General features: G+C 39.7%; 26 protein-coding genes and 1 other annotated feature. Of the genes, 25 read left to right on the forward strand and 1 reads right to left on the reverse strand.

Annotated features, from left to right (window positions below; genetic code table 11):
* Window positions 1-132: 132 nt before the first annotated feature.
* The 15 genes from PV403_RS08450 (at window position 133) to PV403_RS08520 (ending at window position 16,062) form a co-directional block, all read left to right on the forward strand.
* The gene (locus PV403_RS08450; protein WP_332084196.1) at window positions 133-969 is read left to right on the forward strand and encodes a formylglycine-generating enzyme family protein; all 837 of its coding nucleotides are present in this window, start codon (window positions 133-135) and stop codon (window positions 967-969) included.
* A gap of 210 nt (window positions 970-1,179) precedes the next feature.
* On the forward strand, window positions 1,180-1,524 hold the full coding sequence (locus PV403_RS08455; protein WP_332084197.1) for a type II toxin-antitoxin system PemK/MazF family toxin: 345 nt from the start codon (window positions 1,180-1,182) through the stop codon (window positions 1,522-1,524).
* Between the two features lie 156 nt (window positions 1,525-1,680).
* On the forward strand, window positions 1,681-2,322 hold the full coding sequence (locus tag PV403_RS08460) for a response regulator transcription factor (RefSeq protein WP_332084199.1): 642 nt from the start codon (window positions 1,681-1,683) through the stop codon (window positions 2,320-2,322).
* 232 nt (window positions 2,323-2,554) lie between these two features.
* Entirely contained in the window at window positions 2,555-3,964 is a 1,410-nt protein-coding gene (locus tag PV403_RS08465; RefSeq protein WP_213532359.1) for a cytochrome ubiquinol oxidase subunit I, read from the forward strand.
* Window positions 3,951-4,964, forward strand: coding sequence for a cytochrome d ubiquinol oxidase subunit II (gene cydB / locus PV403_RS08470; RefSeq protein ID WP_332084200.1), 1,014 nt, complete (start codon window positions 3,951-3,953; stop codon window positions 4,962-4,964). Before PV403_RS08465 ends, cydB begins: the two co-directional genes overlap by 14 nt.
* Window positions 4,964-6,733 carry a thiol reductant ABC exporter subunit CydD gene (gene cydD / locus PV403_RS08475; protein WP_332084201.1) on the forward strand — a complete coding sequence of 590 codons (1,770 nt, stop codon included), beginning with the start codon at window positions 4,964-4,966 and terminating at the stop codon, window positions 6,731-6,733. The genes cydB and cydD overlap by 1 nt, the downstream gene beginning before the upstream one ends.
* 1 nt (window position 6,734) lies before the next feature.
* Window positions 6,735-8,510: a thiol reductant ABC exporter subunit CydC gene (gene cydC, locus PV403_RS08480; RefSeq protein ID WP_332084202.1), complete on the forward strand. Its 1,776-nt coding sequence runs from the start codon at window positions 6,735-6,737 to the stop codon at window positions 8,508-8,510.
* A 318-nt stretch (window positions 8,511-8,828) separates the two neighbouring features.
* Window positions 8,829-10,937 carry a GDSL-type esterase/lipase family protein gene (locus PV403_RS08485; RefSeq protein ID WP_332084203.1) on the forward strand — a complete coding sequence of 703 codons (2,109 nt, stop codon included), beginning with the start codon at window positions 8,829-8,831 and terminating at the stop codon, window positions 10,935-10,937.
* Window positions 10,932-11,165, forward strand: a binding site (T-box leader). It overlaps the preceding gene by 6 nt.
* A 49-nt stretch (window positions 11,166-11,214) precedes the next feature.
* A complete protein-coding gene (gene tyrS, locus PV403_RS08490) occupies window positions 11,215-12,498 on the forward strand; it encodes a tyrosine--tRNA ligase (protein ID WP_332084204.1) in 1,284 nt (427 codons plus the stop codon).
* A gap of 48 nt (window positions 12,499-12,546) precedes the next feature.
* Window positions 12,547-12,720 carry a hypothetical protein gene (locus tag PV403_RS08495; RefSeq protein WP_332084205.1) on the forward strand — a complete coding sequence of 58 codons (174 nt, stop codon included), beginning with the start codon at window positions 12,547-12,549 and terminating at the stop codon, window positions 12,718-12,720.
* A gap of 177 nt (window positions 12,721-12,897) precedes the next feature.
* Entirely contained in the window at window positions 12,898-13,053 is a 156-nt protein-coding gene (locus PV403_RS08500; RefSeq protein WP_332084206.1) for a hypothetical protein, read from the forward strand.
* Between the two features lie 94 nt (window positions 13,054-13,147).
* Window positions 13,148-13,666: a hypothetical protein gene (locus tag PV403_RS08505; protein WP_332084207.1), complete on the forward strand. Its 519-nt coding sequence runs from the start codon at window positions 13,148-13,150 to the stop codon at window positions 13,664-13,666.
* 54 nt (window positions 13,667-13,720) lie between these two features.
* The gene (locus tag PV403_RS08510; RefSeq protein ID WP_332084208.1) at window positions 13,721-14,527 is read left to right on the forward strand and encodes a polysaccharide deacetylase family protein; all 807 of its coding nucleotides are present in this window, start codon (window positions 13,721-13,723) and stop codon (window positions 14,525-14,527) included.
* A gap of 97 nt (window positions 14,528-14,624) precedes the next feature.
* Window positions 14,625-15,359: an ABC transporter ATP-binding protein gene (locus tag PV403_RS08515; protein WP_332084209.1), complete on the forward strand. Its 735-nt coding sequence runs from the start codon at window positions 14,625-14,627 to the stop codon at window positions 15,357-15,359.
* Window positions 15,352-16,062, forward strand: a complete 711-nt coding sequence (locus PV403_RS08520) for an ABC transporter permease (protein WP_332084210.1) — start codon at window positions 15,352-15,354, stop codon at window positions 16,060-16,062. The genes PV403_RS08515 and PV403_RS08520 overlap by 8 nt, the downstream gene beginning before the upstream one ends.
* Before the next feature lie 179 nt (window positions 16,063-16,241).
* Here the strand turns inward: PV403_RS08520 and PV403_RS08525 are convergent, their stop codons facing one another.
* Entirely contained in the window at window positions 16,242-16,559 is a 318-nt protein-coding gene (locus tag PV403_RS08525) for a MazG-like family protein (protein ID WP_332084211.1), read from the reverse strand.
* Between the two features lie 85 nt (window positions 16,560-16,644).
* Between PV403_RS08525 and PV403_RS08530 the strand changes: the two genes are divergently transcribed.
* The 10 genes from PV403_RS08530 to PV403_RS08575 all read left to right on the forward strand — a co-directional run bounded on the left by PV403_RS08530 (window position 16,645) and on the right by PV403_RS08575 (window position 24,941).
* On the forward strand, window positions 16,645-17,226 hold the full coding sequence (locus tag PV403_RS08530; protein ID WP_332084212.1) for a TIGR00730 family Rossman fold protein: 582 nt from the start codon (window positions 16,645-16,647) through the stop codon (window positions 17,224-17,226).
* Window positions 17,227-17,594: 368 nt separating this feature from the next.
* Window positions 17,595-19,034 (forward strand): stalk domain-containing protein, encoded by a 1,440-nt coding sequence (locus PV403_RS08535; protein WP_332084213.1) that lies wholly within the window; start codon window positions 17,595-17,597, stop codon window positions 19,032-19,034.
* A 52-nt stretch (window positions 19,035-19,086) separates the two neighbouring features.
* On the forward strand, window positions 19,087-19,503 hold the full coding sequence (locus PV403_RS08540; RefSeq protein ID WP_332084214.1) for a hypothetical protein: 417 nt from the start codon (window positions 19,087-19,089) through the stop codon (window positions 19,501-19,503).
* A 13-nt stretch (window positions 19,504-19,516) separates the two neighbouring features.
* Window positions 19,517-19,825: a hypothetical protein gene (locus PV403_RS08545; RefSeq protein WP_332084215.1), complete on the forward strand. Its 309-nt coding sequence runs from the start codon at window positions 19,517-19,519 to the stop codon at window positions 19,823-19,825.
* A 132-nt stretch (window positions 19,826-19,957) separates the two neighbouring features.
* A complete protein-coding gene (locus tag PV403_RS08550; protein ID WP_332084216.1) occupies window positions 19,958-20,383 on the forward strand; it encodes a hypothetical protein in 426 nt (141 codons plus the stop codon).
* A gap of 252 nt (window positions 20,384-20,635) precedes the next feature.
* Window positions 20,636-21,127, forward strand: coding sequence for an XRE family transcriptional regulator (locus PV403_RS08555; protein ID WP_332084217.1), 492 nt, complete (start codon window positions 20,636-20,638; stop codon window positions 21,125-21,127).
* 9 nt (window positions 21,128-21,136) lie between these two features.
* Complete coding sequence (locus PV403_RS08560) at window positions 21,137-22,117, forward strand: linear amide C-N hydrolase (RefSeq protein ID WP_332084218.1); 981 nt, start codon at window positions 21,137-21,139, stop codon at window positions 22,115-22,117.
* 234 nt (window positions 22,118-22,351) lie between these two features.
* A complete protein-coding gene (locus PV403_RS08565; RefSeq protein ID WP_332084219.1) occupies window positions 22,352-23,410 on the forward strand; it encodes an LLM class flavin-dependent oxidoreductase in 1,059 nt (352 codons plus the stop codon).
* A 19-nt stretch (window positions 23,411-23,429) separates the two neighbouring features.
* On the forward strand, window positions 23,430-23,996 hold the full coding sequence (locus PV403_RS08570; protein ID WP_332084220.1) for an NADPH-dependent FMN reductase: 567 nt from the start codon (window positions 23,430-23,432) through the stop codon (window positions 23,994-23,996).
* A gap of 12 nt (window positions 23,997-24,008) precedes the next feature.
* Window positions 24,009-24,941 (forward strand): bifunctional riboflavin kinase/FAD synthetase, encoded by a 933-nt coding sequence (locus PV403_RS08575; RefSeq protein WP_332084222.1) that lies wholly within the window; start codon window positions 24,009-24,011, stop codon window positions 24,939-24,941.
* Window positions 24,942-25,162 lie beyond the last annotated feature (221 nt).

Consider the following 25,162-nt stretch of genomic DNA (forward strand, 5'->3'; position numbering starts at 1 on the left):
TGACCGAAGGAACGGAAGAATAACATTACAGATCACTTTTCAAAAAAAGAAGTCTTTCGGCTTTGCCGGAGGCAAGTTATAGGCCCCCAGCGGCCTATAACTTTTTTCTATACGTAAAAAGGAGATAAGTGAATGAAAAAGCGATCCATTTTCTTTTTATCATTATTATTAGTTCTGATTAGTGCTTGTTCGCAACAAAAGCCAGTAAACAATGATAACTTTGTACTCGTGGAAGGCGGGTCGTTTATTAATAAAAACTCCAATTATTATGGCGAGGAAGTAACCATTCCAAACTTCTATATGAGTAAATATGAAGTGACTCAAAAAGAGTGGGTGGAAGTAATGGAAAGCAATCCTTCTAATTTTAGAGGGGAACAATTACCAGTAGAAATGGTTAGCTGGTATGACGCGATAGAGTATTGTAACGCAAGAAGTGAAAAAGAGGGTTTGAAACCATTTTATAATATAGATAAGAGCCAAAAAGATCCGAACAATAAGAATGAGAATGATCCCATAAAATGGGTTGTTACGATGAATGAGGGAGCTAACGGTTACAGACTGCCGACAGAAGCAGAGTGGGAATACGCCGCAGGCGGAGGACAAATGAGCAAGGGCTACACATATAGCGGCAGTGATCAAGCAGATGAAGTAGCATGGTACTGGAGAAACGCAGGAGAAAAATACTTATCTGGTGATTGGAACTGGCCTGCGATCGAAAATAACGGGACAAAGGCGAAAAGCGTAGGGCTTAAGGAACCTAACGAACTAGGAATTTATGATATGTCAGGTAATGTAAGAGAATGGTGTTGGGATTGGTACGCAGATGAGAGTAACAAAGATTCTTTTCGTATCGTAAAAGGCGGCGGGTGGATCGGGGATATTAGCAGTAATGAGATATCTTTCCAAGGGAAATTCGATCCGAATGGATTTGGAGCGGATCAGGGTTTTCGTGTTGTTCGGGGCGAGTAATTATGCGGTTATGCATAGCCCGAATCAGTTGCAAACAACTTGGAATATTTAGGAGGGGGAAATTAATAACTTCTTTTAACAGAAATCAAACAATATTTATATCTCGAAAATGAAAAGAGTATTGAAATGTCGGTATTAATTTACTGTACAAATGCTTCCCTCCTACGTAAATTAATGAGTAAGTAAAAGTCATCATAGAGAGGGATCAATATGTCAAAGATTAAACGGGGAGAAATTTGGTCAGGACTTTCGCACACACGTGATTACGTAGTAACTCAGTTAATTGTGACACGTGAGGAAACGGAAGATGAGGAAGGACCGGAGATCGTAACAGTTCAATTTTTGCGTGGAAAATCTAATCATATTCTCGAAGTAGAAGTGGATGGTCAGGCAATAGGAGCGGAACGTGCTGTCGTTATGTTAAATACAATGAATACGATACCCATATCTAATCTAAAGGAAAAGATGGGATGTTTGTCTCCTGAGGACCTGGAGAAAGTTTTATCAACCATCGTCAATGTTATGTTTGATTTCAGTCGTGAGCCTAAGAAATAGTATGCTGAAAAGTCGCTGTTGGCGGCTTTTTCTTCTTGACGAATAGGTTCATACTTAGCACAATGATAAAAGGCTGCCGGTATAACGGCAGCCTTTTAAGCGAGATTGATGAAGCACCTAGATGTTAATAACAAAGAGAGAAAAAGAGGGACCTAAATGGACACCACGAAAATCCAAGTTCTGGTGGTTGATGACCACGCACAGGCAAGGAACGCAATATGTGAGATGTTAGGATCAGTGGAGAGATTTGAAGTCATTGGTGTAGCCACCAGCGGTTTACAAGCTATCGAATTTGTGGAACGAAAGCTTCCAGATCTTATTCTTATGGATATTGAAATGCCCGAACTGAATGGGTTTGAAGCCACAAGACATATTAAAGCGCGTTATCCCTTTATTAAGATCGTTTTGGTTACGGTATCTGTTGATATGTTGAATCTGCTTGAAGCACTTAAATACGGGGCTCAAGGTTATCTGCTTAAGAACCTCAATCAATCCACTTCGCTCGAATATTTAGACTGCGTAATGAATGAAGCAGCACCTCTAAGTAGAGAACTAGCATACGAAATTTTGAAAGAAGTGCATATTACAGAAAGAAAGGAAACGATAACTCACCTTACCTCAAGAGAGCGGGATATTTTATATGAAGTGGCTAGAGGTTTGACGAATAAAGAGATTGCTTTAAGATATGAAATTTCGGAATATACGGTAAAAAATCATCTTAAGAATATACTGCAAAAGCTTCAAGTTCAAAACAGAGTCCAACTGACCCGGTATGCTGTGGAGCAAGGACTTATCTAAGGCACTGCTATGATTTTTGATTTATTTTAGTAAAGCGGCATGTTAATTTGGTCATGTTTTATAAAAAGATATGATGAAGGTCACTACCTGTCAAAGTAAGTAATTTATTTCACAAAGTTGTCATTTCATTGTCAGCTATTTGTCAATTCTTATCCCCCTATCGAGCCATGTGTGATTCTTCACTCCTAGGTATAATGTTGTAGTTATTTACACTAGAAGGGAGTAGTACATCATGGATGTGCTTGATTTAGCAAGGATTCAGTTTGCTACAACTACAATTCTGCACTTTGTATTTGTGCCGATATCCATTGGATTATCTTTGATGATAGCCATTATGGAAACCATGTACGTTGTGCGAAAAAAAGAAATGTACAAAAAAATGGCTAAATTCTGGGGACATTTTCTTCTGATCAACTTCGCACTCGGAGTGGTAACCGGTATCTTGCAAGAATTTCAATTTGGAATGAACTGGTCGGAATTTTCACGATTTGTTGGCGATGTATTTGGTACACCGCTTGCGATTGAAGCTTTGCTTGCTTTTTTTCTGGAATCTACATTTATCGGACTCTGGGTATTTGGATGGAATAAACTTCCTAAGAAACTGCATTTGATGTGTATGTGGCTCGTAGCCATCGGTACAATGCTCTCTGGATTCTGGATCTTGACGGCGAATTCTTTCATGCAGCATCCCGTTGGATATGAAGTAATTGACGGAAGAGCACAAATGACAGATTTCTGGGCAGTAATTACGAACGGACAAGTATTGTGGGAGTTCCCTCATACTATTTTTGCTGCGTTTGCAACTAGTGGATTCTTGGTTGCAGGTATTAGTGCTTGGAAACTTCTTCGCAAAAAAGACGTGGAGTTTTTTAAATCTTCATTTACTACAGCAGTTATCATCGCTGGGATTTCCTCGATGTGTGTAGCGATGTTCGGTCATGGACAAGCTCAATATCTTGTTGAAACACAGCCTATGAAAATGGCAGCAAGTGAAGCACTTTGGGAAACGAGTGATGATCCTGCTCCTTGGACTGTATTCGCTCTGATCGATACAGAAAATCAAGAAAATAAATTTGAACTTAACATTCCTTATATGCTGAGCTTCTTGTCTTACAATAAATTTTCCGGCTCTGTTCAAGGAATGAATGAACTGCAGGCACAATATGAAGAAACTTATGGACCAGGTGATTACATACCGCCTGTTCGAACAACATTCTGGAGTTTCAGAATTATGGTTGCCAGCGGAACTGCGATGATTCTGCTTTCATTTTACGGTATTTATCTTGCGATGCGCAAACGTCTCGATCAAGCACGTCCTTGGTACCTGAAATTAATGCTTTGGTCGATTGCACTGCCATTTATCGGTAACACTGCTGGATGGATTATGACAGAAATTGGTCGCCAACCTTGGACCGTTTTTGGTCTGTTAACAATTGAAGACTCTGTATCCACTTCTGTCACTAGTAATCAGGTTCTGTTCTCTGTCATTTCCTTTACGAGTCTGTACCTAATCCTACTAGGTGTTTTAGCATTCCTGTTCGTGCGTGAAGCTCGTAAGAGTCCTTATCAGGATGACAATGCAATACCGACGATAGAGGATCCATATACACATCAAGGGAGAGATCGTCATGTCACTGAATGATTTATGGTTTTTACTGATTTCTGTTCTTTTTGTCGGGTTTTTCTTTCTCGAAGGATTTGATTTTGGCGTGGGCATGTCCCTCGGCATTTTGCCTCGAAATGATATCGAAAAAAGAATGCTGGTTGGTACCATCGGGCCATTCTGGGATGCGAACGAAGTTTGGTTGATTACAGCGATTGGGGGGATGTTTGCAGCATTTCCTCATTGGTATTCCACTTTACTAAGCGGCTATTACTTCGTATTTACTTTCATTTTGCTAGGACTGATTTTACGTGGTGTGGCTTTTGAATTCCGTAATAAGATGAGTAGTTCGGTTTGGCGCAAAATATGGGATATTAGTATCATGATCGGAAGCTTAGCAACACCATTCCTTATGGGTATGATTCTTGCCGGCATTGTTCAAGGTGTACCCATTGGTAGTGATATGAATATTGCAATCGAAGGAAGAAATCTGGTAAATCTCTTTACCGTATGGGCTGGTCTTGCAGTGGTTATGTTATGTCTGCTTCACGGACTTGTCTTCATTTCCCTGCGTACAGAAGGGGAACTCAGAGAACGTTCACGTAAATATGCATTAATTACGCTGCCGATCACAGCAGTATTTCTTGCTGTGTTGGCACTTCTTGCTTCTAGCTCCACGGATCTGTATACAAAACGCGGCGGCTGGCTCATCGCAGCAATTATTCTAGGCGCTGTAATTTTTGTACTGGCTGCATTATTTTTACGAAAAAAACTAGAGAAACAAAGCTTTATCGCGACAAGCCTTCTTGTTGTACTCACTTTTGCTACTTTGTTTATTGGACTGTTTCCACGTGTAATGGTTAGCTCTTTAGACAGTGCCTTCGATCTTACCATCTACAACGCGGTATCTGGTCCGTATACTTTGAAATCGATGACGATAGTGGCCGCTATTTTCCTTCCATTCGTACTCGGTTATCAGTGCTGGAGCTATTATGTATTCCGTAAAAGAGTATCTGAGAAGGAGCTTGCGGAGCACTAATGGACAAATCATGGTTCACTTTACGAGGGATTAAAATTCATCTGACTGTCCTTGGACTGATTTCTTTGCTCCTTGGTGCAGCTATTATAGGTCAAGCTCTGTTTCTTGCCCAAGGAATCAGCATGTTATTTCAAGAACATCCACTAGAATCGGCTTATAAGCCACTCATTCTTTTTTTGGTTTGTCTCATTGCTAGATACACCATCGTCTGGATGCAGCGAAAAGTATCTGGGCGGTTTGCGGAGGAAGCAACAGAGAGAATGAGGGAGCAGCTGATTGAGGGTATATTTGGACAACGTGAGATACAGCTTGCTTCTGGCAGCAGTGCGGAGAAGATTACGCTGGTCATGGAAGGGGTAGACAAGGTTCGTACTTATCTGGAGCTATCAATTCCTAGGTTTGTAGATATGATGGTTTTGACACTCGTACTCTGGGGATGGACCATGAATCTTGATCTTATATCGGGCGGCATTCTAACGGTTACCTTACCTCTTCTTGTTACGTTTTTCATTCTGCTTGGACTTGCAGCAAAAACACAGGCTGAGCGACAATGGACATCTTATCGAATGTTGTCCCATCACTATACTGATGCGCTTCGCGGTCTGAAGACCTTAAAGTATTTAGGACGAAGCAAAGATCATGGGAAGACGATTCACTTGGTCAGCGACAATTATCGAAAAGCGACGATGAAAACATTGAGAGTTGCTTTTTTATCATCTTTTGCTCTTGATTTCTTTAGCATGCTATCTATTGCTATGGTTGCAGTAAGTTTGGGGATCAGACTCATTGATGGATCTATGGGTTTTACAGCAGCCCTCACCGTTCTTTTGCTGACTCCTGAGGTGTTTTTACCTGTGAGAATGCTCGGTTCCGACTACCATGCTTCGCTTGATGGACGTGAAGCATGGCAAGCTATTAGAAATATGCTAAATACGCTAGATTCGAATAGAAAAGATATGAAAGAGAAATCAGAGCTTGAACCTAATCATAGGGAGAGAGTTCAGCCGTTTGATGCAGATCCATTTCGGTTGTCCTCCGGACTTTCGATTTCATTGTCAGATGTAGTCGTTACGGGGGAGAATGAGCATCCTGTATTAAATAGAATTTCGGCGAGTTTTTCAGCACAGACAGCTAAATTAGGCTTGATCGGCATGAGCGGTGCTGGAAAAACGACTTTGCTGCACTTACTGGCAGGATTAATCGAACCAACAGAGGGAACATTTCAGGTAAATGGAATCACGATTGAAGGAGATGTACGGTTGCAGTGGCAGCAGCAAGTCGCTCTTATTCCGCAACATCCTCATATTTTTAGCCAATCGGTGCTGGATAATTTGCGATTTTATTGTCCAGATGCTACTACCGAGCAAGCGGAGGAAGTGATTGATATGGTAGGGCTTCGTTCACTTATTGATGCACTGCCTTCAGGCATTCATGAACCAATTGGGGAAGGCGGCAGAAGTATTAGCGGGGGACAAGCACAGCGGATTGCTCTAGGACGGGCTTTGCTCAGCAAGCGACCTATTCTTATTTTGGATGAACCGACCTCTCACCTTGATATTGAAACCGAGTGGGAACTAAAGCAAACGATACTAAAACTGCTTGCAGGCAAACATCTGCTGCTTGCTACACATCGTCTTCATTGGATGAAAGAGATGGAAAATGTATGGCTTATGAACAACGGTGAGCTTACAGATTGCGGAACTTCTAATGCCTGGGTAACCAAGAAAAAATGGAGCGCTGGAGTGGAAGAAGGGGTAGTGAGCACATAAAATGCAGAACATCAAACAAAAGAAAAGGAAAGAGCATTCATCGTGGGTTGCTCCCTATGTTAAGGAATACGCAGGGCTGTTTTTGCTTATCATTATTCTGTCCTTTTTATCCGCAGGCTGTGCCGCTGCCATGATGTATACAGCAGGCGCACTTATATCAAAAGCTGCACTGCGTCCGGAAAATATACTTATGATCTATGTACCCATTATACTTGTCCGAACCTTTGGATTTGGTAAAGGGGTTATCCAGTACGCAGAACGGTTGCTGAGCCATAGTACCATTTTAAAGGTGCTTGGGCGAATGCGTGTAAGAATGTATCAAACAATTGAACCCCATGTGCTGACGGTTCGGCGCAGTATTAGTACGGGTAGAGTGTTAGGGCTGTTAGCAGAGGATATCGAGCGGCTCCAAAATTTATATTTAAGAGCACTTCTACCTTTGTGTTCTTCCATTTTAATCTTTGGCGTTGGCATTGTTGCGCTTGGAATGTATGATGTGAAGTTCGCTTTATTGATAGGATGTTTTGTAGGTTTTCTCGCATTTATCATTCCATGTATTGCACTTTTCAGTACAATGAAACGAAGACAGGAATGGAAAGATCGGCGCAGCCGTTCTTATCAGGAACTTACCGATGCCGTATTAGGATTGACTGACTGGGTTATGAGCGGGCAGTCCCGCTTATTTACTGAAAAGTTCAAGAAAACACAGCAAGCATCTGCGCGTATCAATCAATATTTAAGAAGATATGACTGGCGTCTGAACTGGTTTGTTTATAGCCTATCTGGTCTGGTTATCATTTGTATGACTTTATGGGCTGGTACTTTTGCTGAAGCAGGAAAGCTTGACGTTGTATGGATTGCTGCGTTTGGCTTAGTTGCCTTTCCGTTAATGGATACGCTGCTTCGTACGAGTAATGCCATCATGGAACTTCCGGAATATCGCAGGTCTATCGAACGAATCGAGCAGATGGAACAAGACGCTAACATGGTAGCTAAGATAATGAATTATGATGCAGATCAAGATGAAGTGCAATACTTTGATAATGTCGCGTCTGTTATGCTTGAATTGCAGGAGGTTGGCTTTCGATATCCAGAGTCCAAAGAATGGGCGGTTCGTCAGGTAAACTTACAAATACCTCAAGGAAAAAAAGTTGCGATTCTAGGAAGAAGCGGTTCTGGCAAGTCAACTCTTCTTCAGCTGATCCAAGGTTCGATCTTATCGTCGGAAGGCAGCGTACTCATAAATGGCGATGCTGCTGGGGCGAACCAGAATAGATTATTCTCTTTTCTGAACCAGTCTCCTTATCTATTTGATACTTCTGTTGCCAATAATATACAATTGGCATGTCCAGACGCTGATGATGAGCAAATACATGAGGTAATAAAGATGGTAGGGCTTGATCGTCTTATTGATGGTCTTCCACAAGGAATTCATACATCAATGCATGAGGCAGGAAGCCGTTTTTCGGGTGGAGAAAGGCAGCGTATTGCTCTGGCACGTGTATTGCTCCAAGATCGTCCAATTGTGTTATTAGATGAACCTACCGTTGGATTAGATCCGATTACTGAGAAAAAATTGATTGCTACCATACTCGACTTATTGAAGGATCGTTCACTTGTATGGGTCACTCATCACCTGGCAGGACTTGAACAAATGGATGAGATTATTTTTATGGAGGATGGTTTCGTAAAAATGAGAGGAAGCCATCAAACACTGATGGCAAATGAACGATATCGTAATCTATACGAATTGGATCATTTTTCTTATTTATTGTGATAAAAGCTTTGTACGATTATTAGATGTGGCATGATGATCATATAGATCTGGAGATTTCAGAGGGCGAATGATAATTATCATTACGCTCTCTTTTTTATTGTGACACTAATCATAGAAATGGATGTTGACTGTTCTCTATTCCTTAGTAAGCAGACATGTTGATACTGCCATCCAAATATTATTGATAAAGGTAATTATTCAAAAATATAGAATTAAATCAAAGTCGAAAATAGTATTCTAAGGTGGTGAACTTTACAAAAATTAGGGAGAGACAAAGTCAAGGCTAAGGTTCGAGAATTCAGGAAGGAAGTGTATTGATTGAAAAAGTTCAAGATTTGGACACTGTCCACCATTTTACTTACCACTTTTTTTGTTCCGATCTCGAGTGTAGCGAACGCAAGTCCTGTAACGAGTTTAATAGGGGGTGAGACTCCAATATCACTTGAAAATGAGTATAAGTTTAACTTTACTAATCAAGATATGCCTGGATACAAGGCCGTTGTGTATGATGAAGAACATGGTGCTCCTCTATATGACGCATCGGCAGGTTATGGCTTTATAGAGCAGACCAGTGCGATGCCAGCACGGGAAGTGCATACCGAAGAGATTACCTCGGATGGTACAGGTTTCTTCATTACAGAGCCTAGTTTTTATGCTGAACCGAAGTATGAAAAGGACAATTATAATCATTATGGTATGGCTTTTCGTATTCAAGCTCCTCCCGGTGCATATCGTGTATATGTAAAAACGACCTCTGATGCTGCGGACACCACAGTATCGGTATCAGGTATGCAGACCAGCCGCTTGCTGAAAGGTGGTTATTGGGATGCTGCGAGGCTGGTACCTATCAAATATATAGCTGAAGCAAAAGGGAAAGAGTGGACTTACACATATGTTAACGGACGAGATTATTTGGATATCGAAATTGAACCTAATAAAATGAATACCACGGTAGGAATTGAAGAAATTGTGTTAGAGCCAATTGCGCCCCAAAAACGTGAACCTGGAAATCGTCCTACAGTATTTCTTCTCGGCGATTCCACTGTTAAGTCCTATACCTTCGAAGAAGCCTCAATGAGCGGATGGGGCCAAGTCATTGATTCTATGTTTCATTTAAACAAAGTGAATATCATAAACTACTCTATGGGTGGACGTTCTTTTAAAAATGCGTACACAGAAGGGCGCTTGAATGATATTTTACTAAGTGGAAATACGGGAGACTATGTGTTTATCCAGTTCGGACATAATGATGAGAGCACGGATGAGTTCAGACGTTATGGCAGAGGATCAACGGAAGCTATGTATCAATCGTATCTTGAAGAGGTTTACCTGCCCGCCATTCGTGCCCAGGGTATGATCCCTGTCCTCGTAACACCAATGTCCCGAATTAAAGGGGATGCGAGTCCTGGATATGTATACACAAACTCCTTCAAGACTCGGCAATTTCCCGATATTTTGAAACGAATTGCAGAAGATAAGGGGATAACACTGATTGACCTTAATTCTGCAAGTGTTGCTTATTATAACGAGATCGGTGTAGAAGCGACAACAGCGATGTTCATGTCGATTGAAGCAGGAGAAACACCGGGTAAAACGAGTGACGGAAGCTATGCAAACGGACATCCATCGAAAAAAAATGACGGAACCCACTTCAAAGAAGCGATGTCTAAACAATATGCAAGAATGATCGTTACAGAGCTTTTGAATAGGGAACAAGAAGGGGATACGACTGCTGCTGTCCTTGTGTCTTATCTGCAAGGCAATGTAAGGCGCGCGGCTATATCAGGGGACTGGACTAAGATTTTTCCTGAGATAACGAATGACACAACGACAGGTAAAGGGGCATATTACCGCAATCAGATTGAAAAATTAATTCAACTCGGTGTGATGAGTAAAGACCGTCGTGGTAACTTTAATCCAGAATCGACGATAACAGTAGATGAATTTGACGAAAGCCTTTCCAAACTGATGGGAATGAAGAAAAAGGAATTTTCAGAATACAAAGATGGAGATTTGTCACGAGAAATGATGGCCTCCATGTTAGGTGATGCATATCATAGGAAATTCCCGGTGAAGCCGAAATATATGACGGATTATAACGGAGCGAGCGTAATACCCGGAGATCCTAATTATGATCCAAATCTAGATCCAACGCTTAGAGGAGCCCTGTACTATCCTTTAGTATCGTGGGAGCAACTTGCAGATACTTCAGAAATTAACCCCGAGTGGATTTCAAAAGTGAAGGATGCTTATGAACTTGGGCTTATTCGATCGGAAAAAGGAATTGCCAGAGGCAAGATGATGAACGGAAATGAATTAGAACCGAAAGCTGCTGTTACTCGAGAAAAGGCGGCGAAGGCACTTTATTTTATGTGGGTGCTTACGAATGAAGTGAATGTAGAAAATGATGTTGCCTCTCTGAAATAGATTATGTATGGTAAGAAAGATGAACGAATGCTCCAGAGAGCCGGTGGTTGGTGTAAACCGGTGCAGACATCTTTCCGAATTACACTTCCGAAGTTGGAAAAGGGAACATGATCGAATCCAAAGTAACTTTTCCCGGCATCCTCATGCCGTTAATCAAATGAAGTGAAAGAAGTTAGGAATGCTTCTTTAATCAGGGTGGTACCGCGAGACAATCTTCTCGTCCCTTTATGGGATAGAAGGTTGTCTTTTTGTTTTTTAATTATAAGGAGGAATACTCATGGAAACAAACCATCCACTTTCCAAGGAACAACAGCGAGAGGTTGAACGGCAAATTAGTATCATTCGGCGAGGAGCCGCAGAGATCATACCAGAGGATGCTCTGACTCAAAAGATTGTAACATCAGTCCTGTCTGGAAAACCTCTTAAGGTGAAGCTGGGTCTCGATCCTTCATCACCAGACATCCATGTTGGACACACCGTAGTTCTGCACAAGTTAAGACAATTTCAAGACTTAGGGCACGAAGTTCAGCTCATCATAGGCGATTTTACAGGAAGAATCGGAGACCCCACCGGGAAATCAGAGACAAGAAAACAATTGTCAGAAGAAGATGTAAAACGAAACGCAGCTACCTACGAAAAGCAAGTCTATAAAATACTGGATCCAAAACGAACAAAATTTCATTTTAATTCCACATGGCTTGAGAAAATGGATTTTCAAGATGTAATGCAGTTAGCTGCGAACGTTACGGTTGCAAGAATGCTGGAGCGTGATGATTTTGCAAAAAGGTATAAGAATAGCCAACCTATTCACATCCATGAATTTTTTTATCCATTAATGCAAGGATATGATTCGGTGGCGCTTGAAAGCGATATTGAGATTGGTGGAACCGATCAGACATTTAATGTTTTAATGGGTAGAACGTTGCAGGGGGTATTTGGTTGTAAAGATAGTCAAGTTGCTGTACTAATGCCACTCATGGAGGGACTTGATGGAGTCCAGAAAATGAGCAAAAGCCTCGGAAACTACATCGGCATTGATGAATCACCTAATGAAATGTTTGGCAAAACCATGTCCATCCCAGACGAGTTGATGATTAAATATTATGAACTTAGTACCAACATTTCGAATGATGAACTATTGAAGCTGAAGCAAGGTCTACATAGTGGGGATATACACCCACGGGATGCTAAAATTCAGCTGGCAAAATATTATGTTCGAATGTTTCATAACGAGCAGGCAGCAGAACAAGCAGAGGAACACTTTATTACCGTATTTCAGAAGCGTTTGATTCCAGAAAATATAGAAGAACGGCATGTGAATAACGAACTGCTTGAACAAGGGAAGATTTCAATCTGTAAGCTGCTTATCGAACTTGGATTTGTATCGTCAAATAGTGAGGCAAAGCGAAGTGTGGTTCAAGGGGCGGTTAAAATAAACGGAATCAAGATTCTGGATCCTTATGATCAGGTGAAAATAAACAACGGAGATATTATTCAGTCAGGAAAAAGGAAGTTTGCTAAATTAGTCATAGCTGAACACATCGATACAAATCAAATGTAGAATCCGTACACCGATTCCTATGAAATCATTATATTATGGGGGATTATCATGTCAGACGAAGTGAATAAGGAAATACTTGAGGAACTGAAAAGAATAAACGAGAAACTAGATCATCTAAATAGCAGGAAAGGCCTGTCGACACCATTAGCAATTATGGCGATCATATTTGGATTTTCATTTGTTGGACCGCTTATTTTGATGCTGATAGGCGTTATTTTCTAGAGTCATCGGTTTAAAAGATTTTTGCAGAACGATATAGGGACGGTATTCAATAGATATTGTATTTGGATTTAAATGTAAATATATGGTATATTCATCGTGTTAAATAGAGAACACCATATAACGAATCCTATCTTTTTTTAAGTGGAGAGTTCGGTGTATCTTAAGGAGATGGTTAAGATGATCATGATTATTTTGGGAGTCATAGTAATTTCCCTTACGTTGTATGATTTCAAAAAACCTGACTCGAAATTGATGCGAACCTTAAAGCGTGTCCCTGGCGGCGATAAGAATGTAGACATAAAACAAACCAGCCCAGCTTTGCAATGGGTGTAAGTACGGGTGTAGTGTTTATCTTGATCGGTGTAATAGCAAAGATATTACCTCTCTTATGAGAGACACACTTTCCTTATTAGAGGAGCAGTATTAAATGAAACTTTTCTTATTATCAGTTTCCATAATTGTATTGCTTTGTACTGCATGCAACAACGAGACAATAAAGAATGAACCCAAACCTAAAGCAGCTATAATTCAATTTGAAAATGAAGAAGATAAAAAGCTCCAACAAACTCAAAATATGAGTCTATATGATGCTGATGTTACAGATAAACAACAAACCTTATTACTAGATCAAACCGGAAAGTTCACTAGTGGTGAATATAAGATTTCATTCTCTTATACGCAAGGGTACGATTTAAGACTTTACCTCGAAAATATAGAAGGTGTAGCTTATGATTGGACTTTAGTCGATAAAGATGGGCGTAAAATTAGATCTGGAAGGGTCTCTCCTGATGACTCCCAGCTTGAAATCATTCCAAATGCTGAGGATGCTTTTGTTCTTAGGAGTGGCATCTACTCATTATCTATGATTAGTATAGACGGTTCAAATAATAGCTACAAAGTATCTGTGAATTCCATTGATTGCTTTGAATGTGGTTCTGAGAGATGATATGATCATATGTTTTTGCAGGTGATTATTATATGAAAAGGAGCTGTATTTTGTATGCCAAAGATTCTTAGCTGTTATCCGGAAGGTAAACTGAAAGCACTCACGATGAGTTATGACGATGGTGTTCTATCTGATAAGAGACTGGCATCCATCTTTAACGAGAATGGAATCAAGGGAACCTTTCATATCAACTCGGGGATGTTTGGCGATACAAGGTATCGGGCCCGGCTGAGTGAAGAAGAGTCCCTCGAAGTGTACCAAGGTCATGAAGTATCCGTACATACTGTTACCCATCCTTCGATTGCCCGCTGTCCTAAGGAACAAGTCCTTTATGAAATCATGGACGATCGAAAGAATCTGGAGCGGCTATTTGGGTATCCCGTTAGAGGAATGTCTTATCCTAATGGTTCGTACAGCCAGGAGATCATCGAAATGCTTCCTGTTTTCGGAATCGAATATGCAAGGGTTGTACAGACAACGGGCGGATACCAGCTTCCAGAAAACTTTTTGGAGTGGAAAGCCACTTGTCACCACAATCAGAATCTGATGCAGCATGCAGAAACGTTTCTATCACTGCCTCGAAAGAATATTAACCTGCTGTATGTATGGGGTCATAGTTACGAATTTGATGATAAAGACAATTGGGATGTTATAGAACAGTTTTGCGAGTATATTGGTGGGCAAGACGATATTTGGTACGCCACGAATATTGAGATTGTTGATTATGTAAAGGCATACAAGAATCTAAGATTTTCAGCAGATCAACATTTGGTCTTTAACCCTTCTGCTCAGAGTGTATGGGTGCTGCTCGACGAACAGCCTGTTGAAATTCCTGGGGGAGAAACTCTTACACTATTCTAATCTTATATAAAGGGATGCATAATATGGTATCAACTAAAGGGTAGTTCTGATCAATGTATAGAGCTATCCTTTTAAAGTTGTGAAGGAGGGGAAACTCGTGAATAATACTCTGGCTGTAAAAGTAGAAAATTTAACGAAAACATTTGGTGGTAACGATATTATTAAGAACTGCAACATGTCAGTACAAAAAGGCTCAATTTATGGATTCTTAGGGGCCAATGGAGCAGGAAAAACGACAGTATTTAAAATGCTATCCGGTCTCCTAACACCTAGTATGGGAGAAGCACTCGTTTTAGGGAAAGATACGGTACAGCAACGAAATGAAATTCTGCAAAACATAGGTACCTTGATTGATATCCCTATCTTCTATGAGCATCTATCAGCCACAAAAAATCTAGAAATCCATCTGGCATATATGGGTGCGGATACGACAGATATAAGTTCTTACTTATCAATGGTTGGTCTAAAAAAGACAGGTACTCAGCCTGTTTCCAAGTTTTCTCTCGGCATGCGTCAACGATTAGCAATTGCGAGAGCTATCGCTCATAGACCTCAATTGTTGATTTTGGATGAACCGATTAATGGTCTTGATCCGATGGGTATTAGAGAAATGCGTGAACTACTCCTTGACCTAGTGAAGAGCGAGAATATGACCATACTCATCTCCAGTCATATCCTGACCGAGATTGAGCATATTGCCGATACCATCGGTGTTATTGTTGATGGAACCGTAGTTCGAGAGGTTTCTATGTCAGATATAAAAGCAAAATATCCGAAAGGTCTTGAGGATTATTTTATGGCGATCATGATGGGGAGAGATGTTGATGCTTAAGCTTATTAAGCTGGAATTAGAGAGAAACCATGTCCGTACATATGTAACGCCGAGTATCATTATTGCATTATCCATGTTAGGAATTCTGTATCTTTTTGCTTATTTACCCCAACTTGAACCTGATGATAAGGATATGCAATTGTTTATCGGTTATAACAACCTTATTCCTTTATTCGCAGTACTCAATATGGCTGCTTTTTGTGTCTTATCTGCTGTGATGTACTCCAAGTTTATTATCGATGATTATTCCGGAAAACGCCCTCTATTGCTGTTCTCATATCCAGTCAGCAGAAAAAAGATATTGCTTTCCAAATTAAGCGTTGTGAGTATATTCACGATTCTTTCATTAGTCATTAGCGATGTGCTTATTTTCACCATATTTGGAGTTACAGAAAGATTTATCCCCCTCGTAAACGAACCATTTACTGTGGCATTCATGCTTCTCGCTCTTAAAACAACAATTATTATGGCTTTTATATCTGCAAGTATCGGTATTATTGCAGTTGCCATCGGATTTATTAAAAAATCAGTCCCATCTACGATCGTAACAGCCGTTCTTCTTGGTTCATTGATGTGCAACATTCTAGTAAATGCGACATTAAACATTGGAACTCTATATTTAATTGCACTGATCGTGATCATTGTTGGAATTCTCTCTTCGATAAATCTGATGCACAAAGTACATTCAATGGAAGTGGAGTAAAAAGTCCTAAACCATACCTCCAAGATGCGAAACTTGCGCCGCCAGCAAAAACAACTTCTCAATCAACATCACCAATCACGGGAAAGGTCTTAAGATGAAGATGGAAGAATCTATATCGCGATGGAATGAAATAAGGACCCCTTGCTTTCTAGAAGCAGGGGGCGAACTTATTATACCTTCTATTCTGAGTATCGCTTAGAAAGTTTATTTTTATGAGATAAAAAAATATCTTCAAGAGATATATTGTATTTATTTGCTATAACAGTGAGATTGCCTAGAACATCGCCTAATTCCTCTGTTAACTCTTGTTTCTTATCCAGATAGGAACCGGATATTTCATCGGGACGATCTCTGCCGATTTCCAAATCTCTTATTGCGCGAGCCACCTCACCCGTTTCTTCTGCTAAAAACCCAATTCGAATGAAAATATCTAACTCAGACCATCCTCTTTGTTCATAGTATAGCTGAACCCACTTTTGAAATTCTCTTACATCCATATGTATTCATCCTTTCTATTACTCTATTTAGTTTAACATAGAACAAGTTGTTTGATACAATATATGGTATGAGGGGGAGAGTTAAATGAGAAAAATAGCTGTATTTTGTGGATCGAGTGATGGAACAAGTGTTGAGTATAAGGAGGCGGCTAAGAGATTAGGACAAGAATTAGCGAGACGTAATATTGGCCTTGTGTATGGTGGAGCTAGTGTTGGGGTCATGGGAGCCATAGCGGATGCAGTCTTAGAAAACGGGGGTCATGTTACTGGTATTATGCCTAGATTTCTAGAAGAAAGAGAGATATCACACAAAGGTTTAACAGAACTCATTGTAGTAGAATCTATGCATGAGAGAAAAGCGAAAATGGCTGAACTTGCAGATGGATTTATCATGTTACCAGGGGGTCCGGGCACTTTAGAAGAGTTCTTTGAAATTTTCACGTGGGCACAATTAGGACTACATCAAAAACCCTTTGGTTTTCTCAATGTAAATCGATATTATGATCCGCTCTTAACGCTATTTGATCATATGGTGAAAGAGGGCTTTCTACAGGATAAATACCGAGGAATGGCGATATCTACGGAGGATATAGGTGAACTTCTTCAACTATTCCATACTTACGAACCTCCTGCAATCAAAACATATATTACAGAGCAACAGACCTAAGTTAGGCAACTATGAATTCAAAATAATTTATGGGGAGATGTCATTGTACCCTTTATATATTTATAATTAATCTTTAATCAAAGAACATAAGCTTTATTCATAAAACACATAAACTTCATATTAGGGCATTCTCCAGATGGGGATTGAGGTTTTCATCTCATCCGTAACCCATCATAGTGGGATGCTCTTTTTTATTACTGATTGTATATTATTTGAAACATTATCTTATTCTGGGTCGTTAACTTTTATAGTGAAGTTGCAGATCATGTATATATGCAGTTATGTTATCCGAAGATCTGGTGGTTAGTTATAGTTTTTTAGATTAATGGGCTAAAAGGTAACTTAAAGCTACAGGAAGGGGAATGGGTATGATGAAACGTGGAACTTTTAAAACAGCAGTATTGAGCGGACTGATAGCGGTGGTTATTTTGTTAATGCCAGCGAACCTCTATGCTTCAGATCTATCAGGTAACAACGGGAAGATATTATCGGATGTCGTAGCAATCTCTGGAGGAGAGAGGGCGGTTTATGCGATCAAAAAAGATGGTACGGTCTGGGCATGGGGTGGCTTTCGAAATAGCGGGTTGCTCGGAAACGGATACACGGTTCCATCTACGTCTCCTGTTCAGATGAAGATCGACAACGCGAAAGATATTGCAAGCGGGTCTAGACATACACTGATCTTGAAAAAGGATGGCACAGTCTGGGCAACGGGATCAAATGAAGATGGACAGCTTGGTATTGGGATTACATCTTATGACAAAGTATTAGAACCTGTACAGATAAAAGAGTTAGTAAATGTGAAGGCGATTGCCGCTGAAAGTAATCAGAGCCTGGCGCTACTAGAAGACGGTACAGTGTGGCAATGGGGAATGACAGATCGAGTAAATCCCCCTTCTAATAAACCCGTTAAGGTTGAAGAGCTTTCTTCCGGTTTGGATATTTCGGTTGGTAATGGTTCAGCGATGATGCTGGATAATCGAGGGAAAGTATATGTATGGGGGACGAGGCTATATGACACGAACCCAGACAAATTAAGAAATCCAACAGCAATAAGCGGAGCAAAAGAATATACGGCAATCGCTACATCTCGACAGAGAGGAGCTGCTATACAAACAGATGGAGCCGTATGGACATGGAACAACTCAAAACAGTTTCCTACTCCGGGGGAACTGCTGATTCCGGTAAAAGTCCAGAGGACAGAAAATGCGCGTCAGATTGTCGGCGGCAGCAGTTCTTCTTTTATTAGCATCATTAAAAAAGACGGTACAGTATGGACATGGGACAGTTACTCGGATGGGCCTTCTTACAAAGCTTTACAAGTTAAGGGAATCAATGATGCAGTGGATCTGGCAAGCAGCCAGTTTAGTGGCCATTATGCGCTTCTAAAAAACGGGACAGTTATGAAATGGACCATGGAACTTGGAGAGCCATCTGAACCGAAACCTGTTAATGCTCCTATAAAAGTGGTCATGAAAGGAGAAACACTAAGTTTAGTCATTCCACCGATCATTATTAACAATGTTAGCTATGTACCGCTACGAGGAGTATTCGAACCGCTAGGCGCTACCATTGAATGGAATCAAGGTAACTTCACAGGTGTGGTGAAAAAAGATGATATTACGATTGAGATTAATACTTCTTCTGAAGGAATGAAACTGAACGGTGAGACTTTAACGGGCGAGTTGAAACCAATAAGTGTGAATTACGTGACAATGGTTCCTCTTCGCTTCCTTTCAGAAACGTTAGGAGCCGAAGTCAAGTGGCAGTCAGATAAGAATACCATTTATATTAATCTACCAAAGTGAAGATCAGAAACAAGACGAGAATAAACTTTCTACAAGGAGATGAACAAAGATAATGTATCTGATCGCACAAAAAAATGTTGGAATTGTTAATCAGCTCATTGATATTTACAGACAATCAGAAGTCTTATTTTCACCAGAACAAAGTTCTAATCTTCAACTGAAAATAAATATTACAAACATAAAATCGATGCTAAAACAAGTTCTTTCGAACTGTGATCTTCAAGATTTGAAAACTATTTATGCGGTAGCTTCCATTGGAATTCATGAAAGAGGGGAAAGAAATCATTTTTATAATAACACGGTAGAAATTATTGAGATCGAAATTAAAGAGAATGAGGAAGAGCTGCTAAATAAGCATAGTAGGTATATCGCGCTACTTACGCATGAAGAGTTAATGGATTTCTTTTTACACCGAGTAACCCTAGCTCCCGGATTAATTGAGGGAATGAAAATCCTAAAACTGACTTGAGGTGATTACTATTATGATTATTGCAATTATGATACATGAGGATCCATTTTACTATAATGTAATCGACGAGGTTGGTACTAATTTAGAGGAGTTACAACAAGAGTTTGGAAGCTGGATGAGTACGATCGAAGGAAATCACCCATTTAGAATATATACAGAATTTGTGGAAAGAGATGGAGAGATATCATTTGCTGATTATGTAAATGTCTATGGTCCAGATGACTTTATTGGCTGGCTTAATGTTGACAAATATAATGATAAAGTTGCAGTTAGGGTCAAAAACACAGGTGATATCGTGCCTGAAGCAACAATACATTTTTAATTGGTGTTGAAGATCACAACTAATACAATTATTTCGCGTATTAATTTCATAGTTATCAATGAACATAGATTGAATCAAATTGAACAAAATTTGTGTTGATTATTTCAATTATTCAGAGGAGCTTAGACAACAATGAGTATACATAAAGTAGATAAACGAAAAGCACGGAGAATAAAACGCAGGGCTGCTGCAAAGGTAGGAAATAGTAGTCTTGTTAACGAACTGAACGACAATGAAGTCGGGAGGATCTTTGGGGAAGCTTTATTTTCTTTTCTAAATGAACATCGACACAAGCCGCATTTCGAACTGTGTACGATTAGCAGAGACCAAGGTGTAACTTGGACAGAGGAGAATATAAATGTAGCTATCACCGACCCGAATTTGTCCATTTTAAAGGTGGGAGATTGGATTAAAAATAGAGAAGATGAAAGCATATCTGTTGTTGTAGCTAATGAAGGCGAGAATAAAATACATGGTGCCTTTCAGGATGAGCCTGATTCCCCTCTGTATCTCCCGGAAGGTCATTTATACAGGAACGTAATAATTAGTAGCTTCTAAAATCTAGGATAAAGAGAATAAGAAATAAAGCTAACTTGGGATTTAAGTTTACTCGAATGAGCCAATATGAATCTAACCAGTGATGCTAACTCAATAAATAAATAATGCAACAGTAGTCGAGTATCCGGCTACTGTTTTTTTCATAGGCTCTTATAACATTTCATTTACCATTCACTTCATTCAAATGCTAAATATTGCATAAATTACGTCATCGTATATATTATTGACATAATTTATGTCAAGGAGGCTCCTTTGAAAAATTTAATTACTAAAACCGTCTTGGAATATCTGGTGATGATTAACGATCAATCCTATTCTGGCATTGGCCGCGAACTAAACATTACACCACAGCAGTTCTCGGATTGGATCAAAAAAAGAAGACCAATTCCACAGGAAAGAGTCCGACTTCTCAGCAATTATTTTGGGGTGGAAGAAACAATACTTATAGATCATCAGTACTTCGTAAAGCCGCTTACACCCATTGCTAGAATCGAGTTGCACAAGTTATTGCTGGGTCGGAAGCTTACAGAGCTTAAGACAGAAGAAGTAAGCAAAGAAGACATCAGGCCTTACTTGGAGAAAAAGAAGCAACTCGAACAAGAGTACAGGGATCAACTTCGCCTTACTAGAATGGCAGCCATATTGGAAAAAGGTGATGAAAGAGCAGGAAATATATTCGATATGGTTATTGAGGAATTAGAGTCAGGAAGAATGGATGAGTTGTTTAATAAACTTAGGAAGTAAGGTGAGGTTATGAGTACCGCTATCTTTGTAAACCAAGATGGAGTGAAATTGCTCGGCAAAAACCAGGATGTTCCTTATGATGGAGCTTATTTTTTCACAAATAAGAAAGGGGTTCACAAAACGGCTATGATTATGCCGCCAGATCGTCCGATGCAGTGGGTCTCCAAGTACGGCAGCGTGACGGTTTCACAAGTAAGCAAAGAATTTCCAAACGGTGGAATGAATGAAGCGGGTCTTGTGGTGGAACAGACAACACTCTGGGAATCAAGTTATCCTGAACCAAAAGATCTCCCGGCCATCGGTGAGTTGCAATGGATTCAATTGATGCTGGATACCTGTGCAACCGTTGAAGAAGCAAAGAATAAAGCGACATGTGTTCATATCGTAAATCCGCTGTCTCGTCTCCACTATATGATCTGTGATAGAACGGGAAAATGTGCAATATTTGAATTTTTAAATGGAGAGTTGTCTATATATTCTGAAGAAAGTCTCCCTCTAAAAGTGATGGCTAATACTCCATACTTAGAAGCCATTAGGAAGTTTAAAGATCCTGAGGAAAAGCGGGAAAAGGAACGGAGCGATTACGAATTAAATTCAATGAAACGATTCACTCGTGCGGCAGAATTACTGGAAAATTCAAGAGCGGATGTCTCATTTGTTTATGACGTCCTTCAGTCTATTAAAAGAGAGGATACAGCTTTCAGCTTAGTTTACGACATAGATCATTTGAATATCTATTATACATCCAATAGATTTCCTGACCGAAAAGAAATCCGTTTTCAACAGATTAACTTTGCAACCACGGAAATAATTATAAACTTACAGCAGAATAATGAAACCAGTCATGTCATCTATCAGGCTGATTTAAACCGTGCGATAGTAGAATCTTTTTTTCGTGATCCTGTTTTGAGTGCAGCTTTTAAATGGGAAATAAGCGATGAATTGATCTCTTACATGACGGGATATCCTGACTCCTTTAAGTTGAAATAATACACCCCGGTTTTAGTAATACTGTGTGAAATCAGCGTTGAACGCTGATTTTTCTGTTTTAGAGGTGGAATTTTAAACTTTATACTAATCTCAGATTTATAGGTAAATCTTAATATAAACAAAGATTGACAATACATAACCTTTCCAATATACTAAATATAGTAACTTACTTTTATATACCTATTGTAAAAATAAACGACTCTATAAATCTGGATGTAAGAAAAGAGGGGTAACATGGAACAATATCGGATCAATGCAGATAACGGCTTAGAATTTGGTCTTTATACATTAGGTGATCATCTAGCAAATCCTAACACGGGTAACAGAATATCTGCCAAACAACGAATTCGGGAAATTATTGATTTGGCTCAATTAGCAGAGCAAGCAGGAATTGATTTTTTCAGTGTTGGCGAGAGTCATCAAGAGTATTTTGCCACTCAAGCGCATACCGTTGTGCTGGCAGCAATCGCACAGGCTACAAAGAAAATGAAAATAGGAAGCTCATCAACGATTATAAGCACCTCTGATCCGGTTAGGGTGTACGAAGATTTCGCTACGATTGATTTGATCTCAAATGGTCGAACTGAAATTATTGCGGGGCGTGCTTCGAGGGTGGGACTCTATGATTTGTTAGGTTATGACCTCAACGATTACGAGGACTTATTTGAAGAAAAATTCGACTTGTTATTAAAGATAAATAAAAATGAATTGATCAATTGGAAGGGTGAATTTCGAGCCCCTCTCAATGCTGTGAGAATTCTCCCTCGTCCTGAAGAAGGAAACTTACCGATATGGAGAGCGGTAGGAGGGACTTCTGCTAGTGCGATCAAAGCCGGTATTGCAGGCGTTCCTATGTTTTTGGCCCATTTAGGCGGACCTGCATCCGTGTTTAAAAGAGCTATTGACGCTTATCGTGAAGCTGCAAGACAGAGTGGCTTCGATCCACTGAAGTTGCCTGTAGCGACTGCCGGATTCTTTTACGCGGATGAAACGACACAGAAGGCACAAAGAGCCTATTACCCATATATTAATGAAGGAATGAAATTAACAAATGGACGTGGTTTTCCTAAACAGGCGTTTGCTCAAGGAGCCGATCCGCGCGATATCATGAACATTGGAAGCCCGCAGCAAATCATTGAAAAAATTCTTTATCAACATGAACTGTTCGGTCATCAACGATATATTGCGCAGATGGATTTTGGTGGAGTACCTTTTGAAAATTTAATGAAAAACATAGATATCATCGGTAATGAAATTCTACCGGCGATAAAAAAATACACAGCAAAAAAATAAGATCTTGGAGGTCGGAATTATGAAAATCGTTCTATTGTCTGGATCAAAGATTGGTTCAAAAACGAGAGTCGCTATGAATTACACAGCAGCTTCTTTTCATAAAAAATACCCGGATGCAGAAGTTACCCTTCTAGATCTGGCGGAGTTTGATGTACAGTTCAGTGATGGTCGCAATTATCTGGAATATGAAGGGGACACCAAGTATGTAATTCATACAATCATGGAGGCAGATGTAATCGTAATCGGAACCCCCATATTTCAAGCTTCCATCCCAGCAACACTAAAAAATATATTTGATTTAGCGCCCGAAAAAGCTTTCCGCGACAAGGTGGTTAGTATGATCGTCACGGCAGGTTCTCAGCGTCACTATTTAGTAGCGGAGCAGCAATTGAAACCAATTTTGTCTTATATGAAAGCGCAAATTGTTCATACCTATGTTTTTATAGAAGAAAAAGATTTTCAACGAAAAGAAATAGTAAATGATGATGTGCTATTTCGTATAGAACGTTTGGTGGAAGATACCTACGTACTATCGGAGACTTATGCCAATATTAGAGAGGCTGAAGAAGCCAAATATGGATTTTAAGGAAGTTTTGTTATGAAATATATTGATATTAATTCAAAGCCAGTGGTAGATTCTACACCTATTACATTAGTAATAGGAAAATTCGATGGTATCCATAAAGGTCATCAAGAGCTGATAAAAGTAGCGCGTGATTATAGGGATGGCTTATTATCAGTGATGAGTTTTTCTGAACACCCATTGTGGGTCCTGAGAGAAGACCCTGAATATATAAGTTCGCTCACTCCGCTCAAAACAAAGCTGGACATCTTGCAAACTCATGGAGTAGAACAATATTTCAATGTTCATTTCACAAAGGAATTTTCTGATTTAACTGCAGAGGAATTTGTGGATATTTATTTAAACGGTTTAAACATTCGGAGGATCGTTATTGGAGAAGATTTTCATTTTGGGAAAATGCGAAGTTGGGATACAGATGACTTGATTTCCCTATATATGCAGCGAGGTATTGCTGTTACTGTTATTCCTCTAGTAAAAGAAAAAGGGGAGAAAATCAGCAGTTCTTCTATCCGATCACTTGTAAAGCAGGGTGAAATGGAGACTGTTTCAAATCTATATGGTCGTCCATATGCGATTAATGGGAAAGTAATTCATGGTAAAGCGCTAGGAAGGACATTGGGTTATCCAACGATCAATCTAGGCGGGGACGCTGACCTCTATGTACCTCCCAATCCCGGTATATATTTAGGCACAGCAGAAATACTTGGCGAAGGAATAGATGCTGGTCGCTATAATGCCTTAATAAGTGCGGGTTACCGTCCGACTGTAAATGGGCAGTCTTATTCTATTGAAGCTTATCTGTTAGATTATTCAGGCGATTTATATGATAGGATGGTGTCGCTTGAATTTTTGAAATATGTCAGGGACGAAATAAAGTTTACTGATCTTGATCAGTTGATTACTCAAATGAAGCTAGATGAAGTTTATGCGCGAGATTATTTCGGTTAATTGTACGTATTATTCGTCAACAAATTTGCAACATCATGCATGGACATGTAATAAATGGAATTATTGATTAATATCTAATGCTTTTGAAACAAATCTGCACTTATCGCTCAGCCTTCGTTCTATGTAGCAATATAATGTAACAAATCCTTAATATAGCAAAATAACAAAAGATAATTACTTGGTATTCAGGTATAGTTTAGCTACCAACGATGGAATAGGAG

Source organism: Paenibacillus sp. GYB006, assembly GCF_036577645.1.
GTDB lineage: Bacteria > Bacillota > Bacilli > Paenibacillales > Paenibacillaceae > Paenibacillus.

Bases quoted from the DNA above. Each gene is read 5' to 3' on its own strand.
- PV403_RS08450 (WP_332084196.1), top strand. From the start codon at position 133: ATGAAAAAGCGATCCATTTTCTTTTTATCATTATTATTAGTTCTGATT.
- PV403_RS08455 (WP_332084197.1), top strand. From the start codon at position 1,180: ATGTCAAAGATTAAACGGGGAGAAATTTGGTCAGGACTTTCGCACACA.
- PV403_RS08460 (WP_332084199.1), top strand. From the start codon at position 1,681: ATGGACACCACGAAAATCCAAGTTCTGGTGGTTGATGACCACGCACAG.
- PV403_RS08465 (WP_213532359.1), top strand. From the start codon at position 2,555: ATGGATGTGCTTGATTTAGCAAGGATTCAGTTTGCTACAACTACAATT.
- cydB (WP_332084200.1), top strand. From the start codon at position 3,951: ATGTCACTGAATGATTTATGGTTTTTACTGATTTCTGTTCTTTTTGTC.
- cydD (WP_332084201.1), top strand. From the start codon at position 4,964: ATGGACAAATCATGGTTCACTTTACGAGGGATTAAAATTCATCTGACT.
- cydC (WP_332084202.1), top strand. From the start codon at position 6,735: ATGCAGAACATCAAACAAAAGAAAAGGAAAGAGCATTCATCGTGGGTT.
- tyrS (WP_332084204.1), top strand. From the start codon at position 11,215: ATGGAAACAAACCATCCACTTTCCAAGGAACAACAGCGAGAGGTTGAA.
- PV403_RS08495 (WP_332084205.1), top strand. From the start codon at position 12,547: ATGTCAGACGAAGTGAATAAGGAAATACTTGAGGAACTGAAAAGAATA.
- PV403_RS08500 (WP_332084206.1), top strand. From the start codon at position 12,898: ATGATCATGATTATTTTGGGAGTCATAGTAATTTCCCTTACGTTGTAT.
- PV403_RS08505 (WP_332084207.1), top strand. From the start codon at position 13,148: ATGAAACTTTTCTTATTATCAGTTTCCATAATTGTATTGCTTTGTACT.
- PV403_RS08510 (WP_332084208.1), top strand. From the start codon at position 13,721: ATGCCAAAGATTCTTAGCTGTTATCCGGAAGGTAAACTGAAAGCACTC.
- PV403_RS08520 (WP_332084210.1), top strand. From the start codon at position 15,352: ATGCTTAAGCTTATTAAGCTGGAATTAGAGAGAAACCATGTCCGTACA.
- PV403_RS08525 (WP_332084211.1), bottom strand. From the start codon at position 16,559: ATGGATGTAAGAGAATTTCAAAAGTGGGTTCAGCTATACTATGAACAA.
- PV403_RS08530 (WP_332084212.1), top strand. From the start codon at position 16,645: ATGAGAAAAATAGCTGTATTTTGTGGATCGAGTGATGGAACAAGTGTT.
- PV403_RS08535 (WP_332084213.1), top strand. From the start codon at position 17,595: ATGATGAAACGTGGAACTTTTAAAACAGCAGTATTGAGCGGACTGATA.
- PV403_RS08540 (WP_332084214.1), top strand. From the start codon at position 19,087: ATGTATCTGATCGCACAAAAAAATGTTGGAATTGTTAATCAGCTCATT.
- PV403_RS08545 (WP_332084215.1), top strand. From the start codon at position 19,517: ATGATTATTGCAATTATGATACATGAGGATCCATTTTACTATAATGTA.
- PV403_RS08550 (WP_332084216.1), top strand. From the start codon at position 19,958: ATGAGTATACATAAAGTAGATAAACGAAAAGCACGGAGAATAAAACGC.
- PV403_RS08560 (WP_332084218.1), top strand. From the start codon at position 21,137: ATGAGTACCGCTATCTTTGTAAACCAAGATGGAGTGAAATTGCTCGGC.
- PV403_RS08565 (WP_332084219.1), top strand. From the start codon at position 22,352: ATGGAACAATATCGGATCAATGCAGATAACGGCTTAGAATTTGGTCTT.
- PV403_RS08570 (WP_332084220.1), top strand. From the start codon at position 23,430: ATGAAAATCGTTCTATTGTCTGGATCAAAGATTGGTTCAAAAACGAGA.
- PV403_RS08575 (WP_332084222.1), top strand. From the start codon at position 24,009: ATGAAATATATTGATATTAATTCAAAGCCAGTGGTAGATTCTACACCT.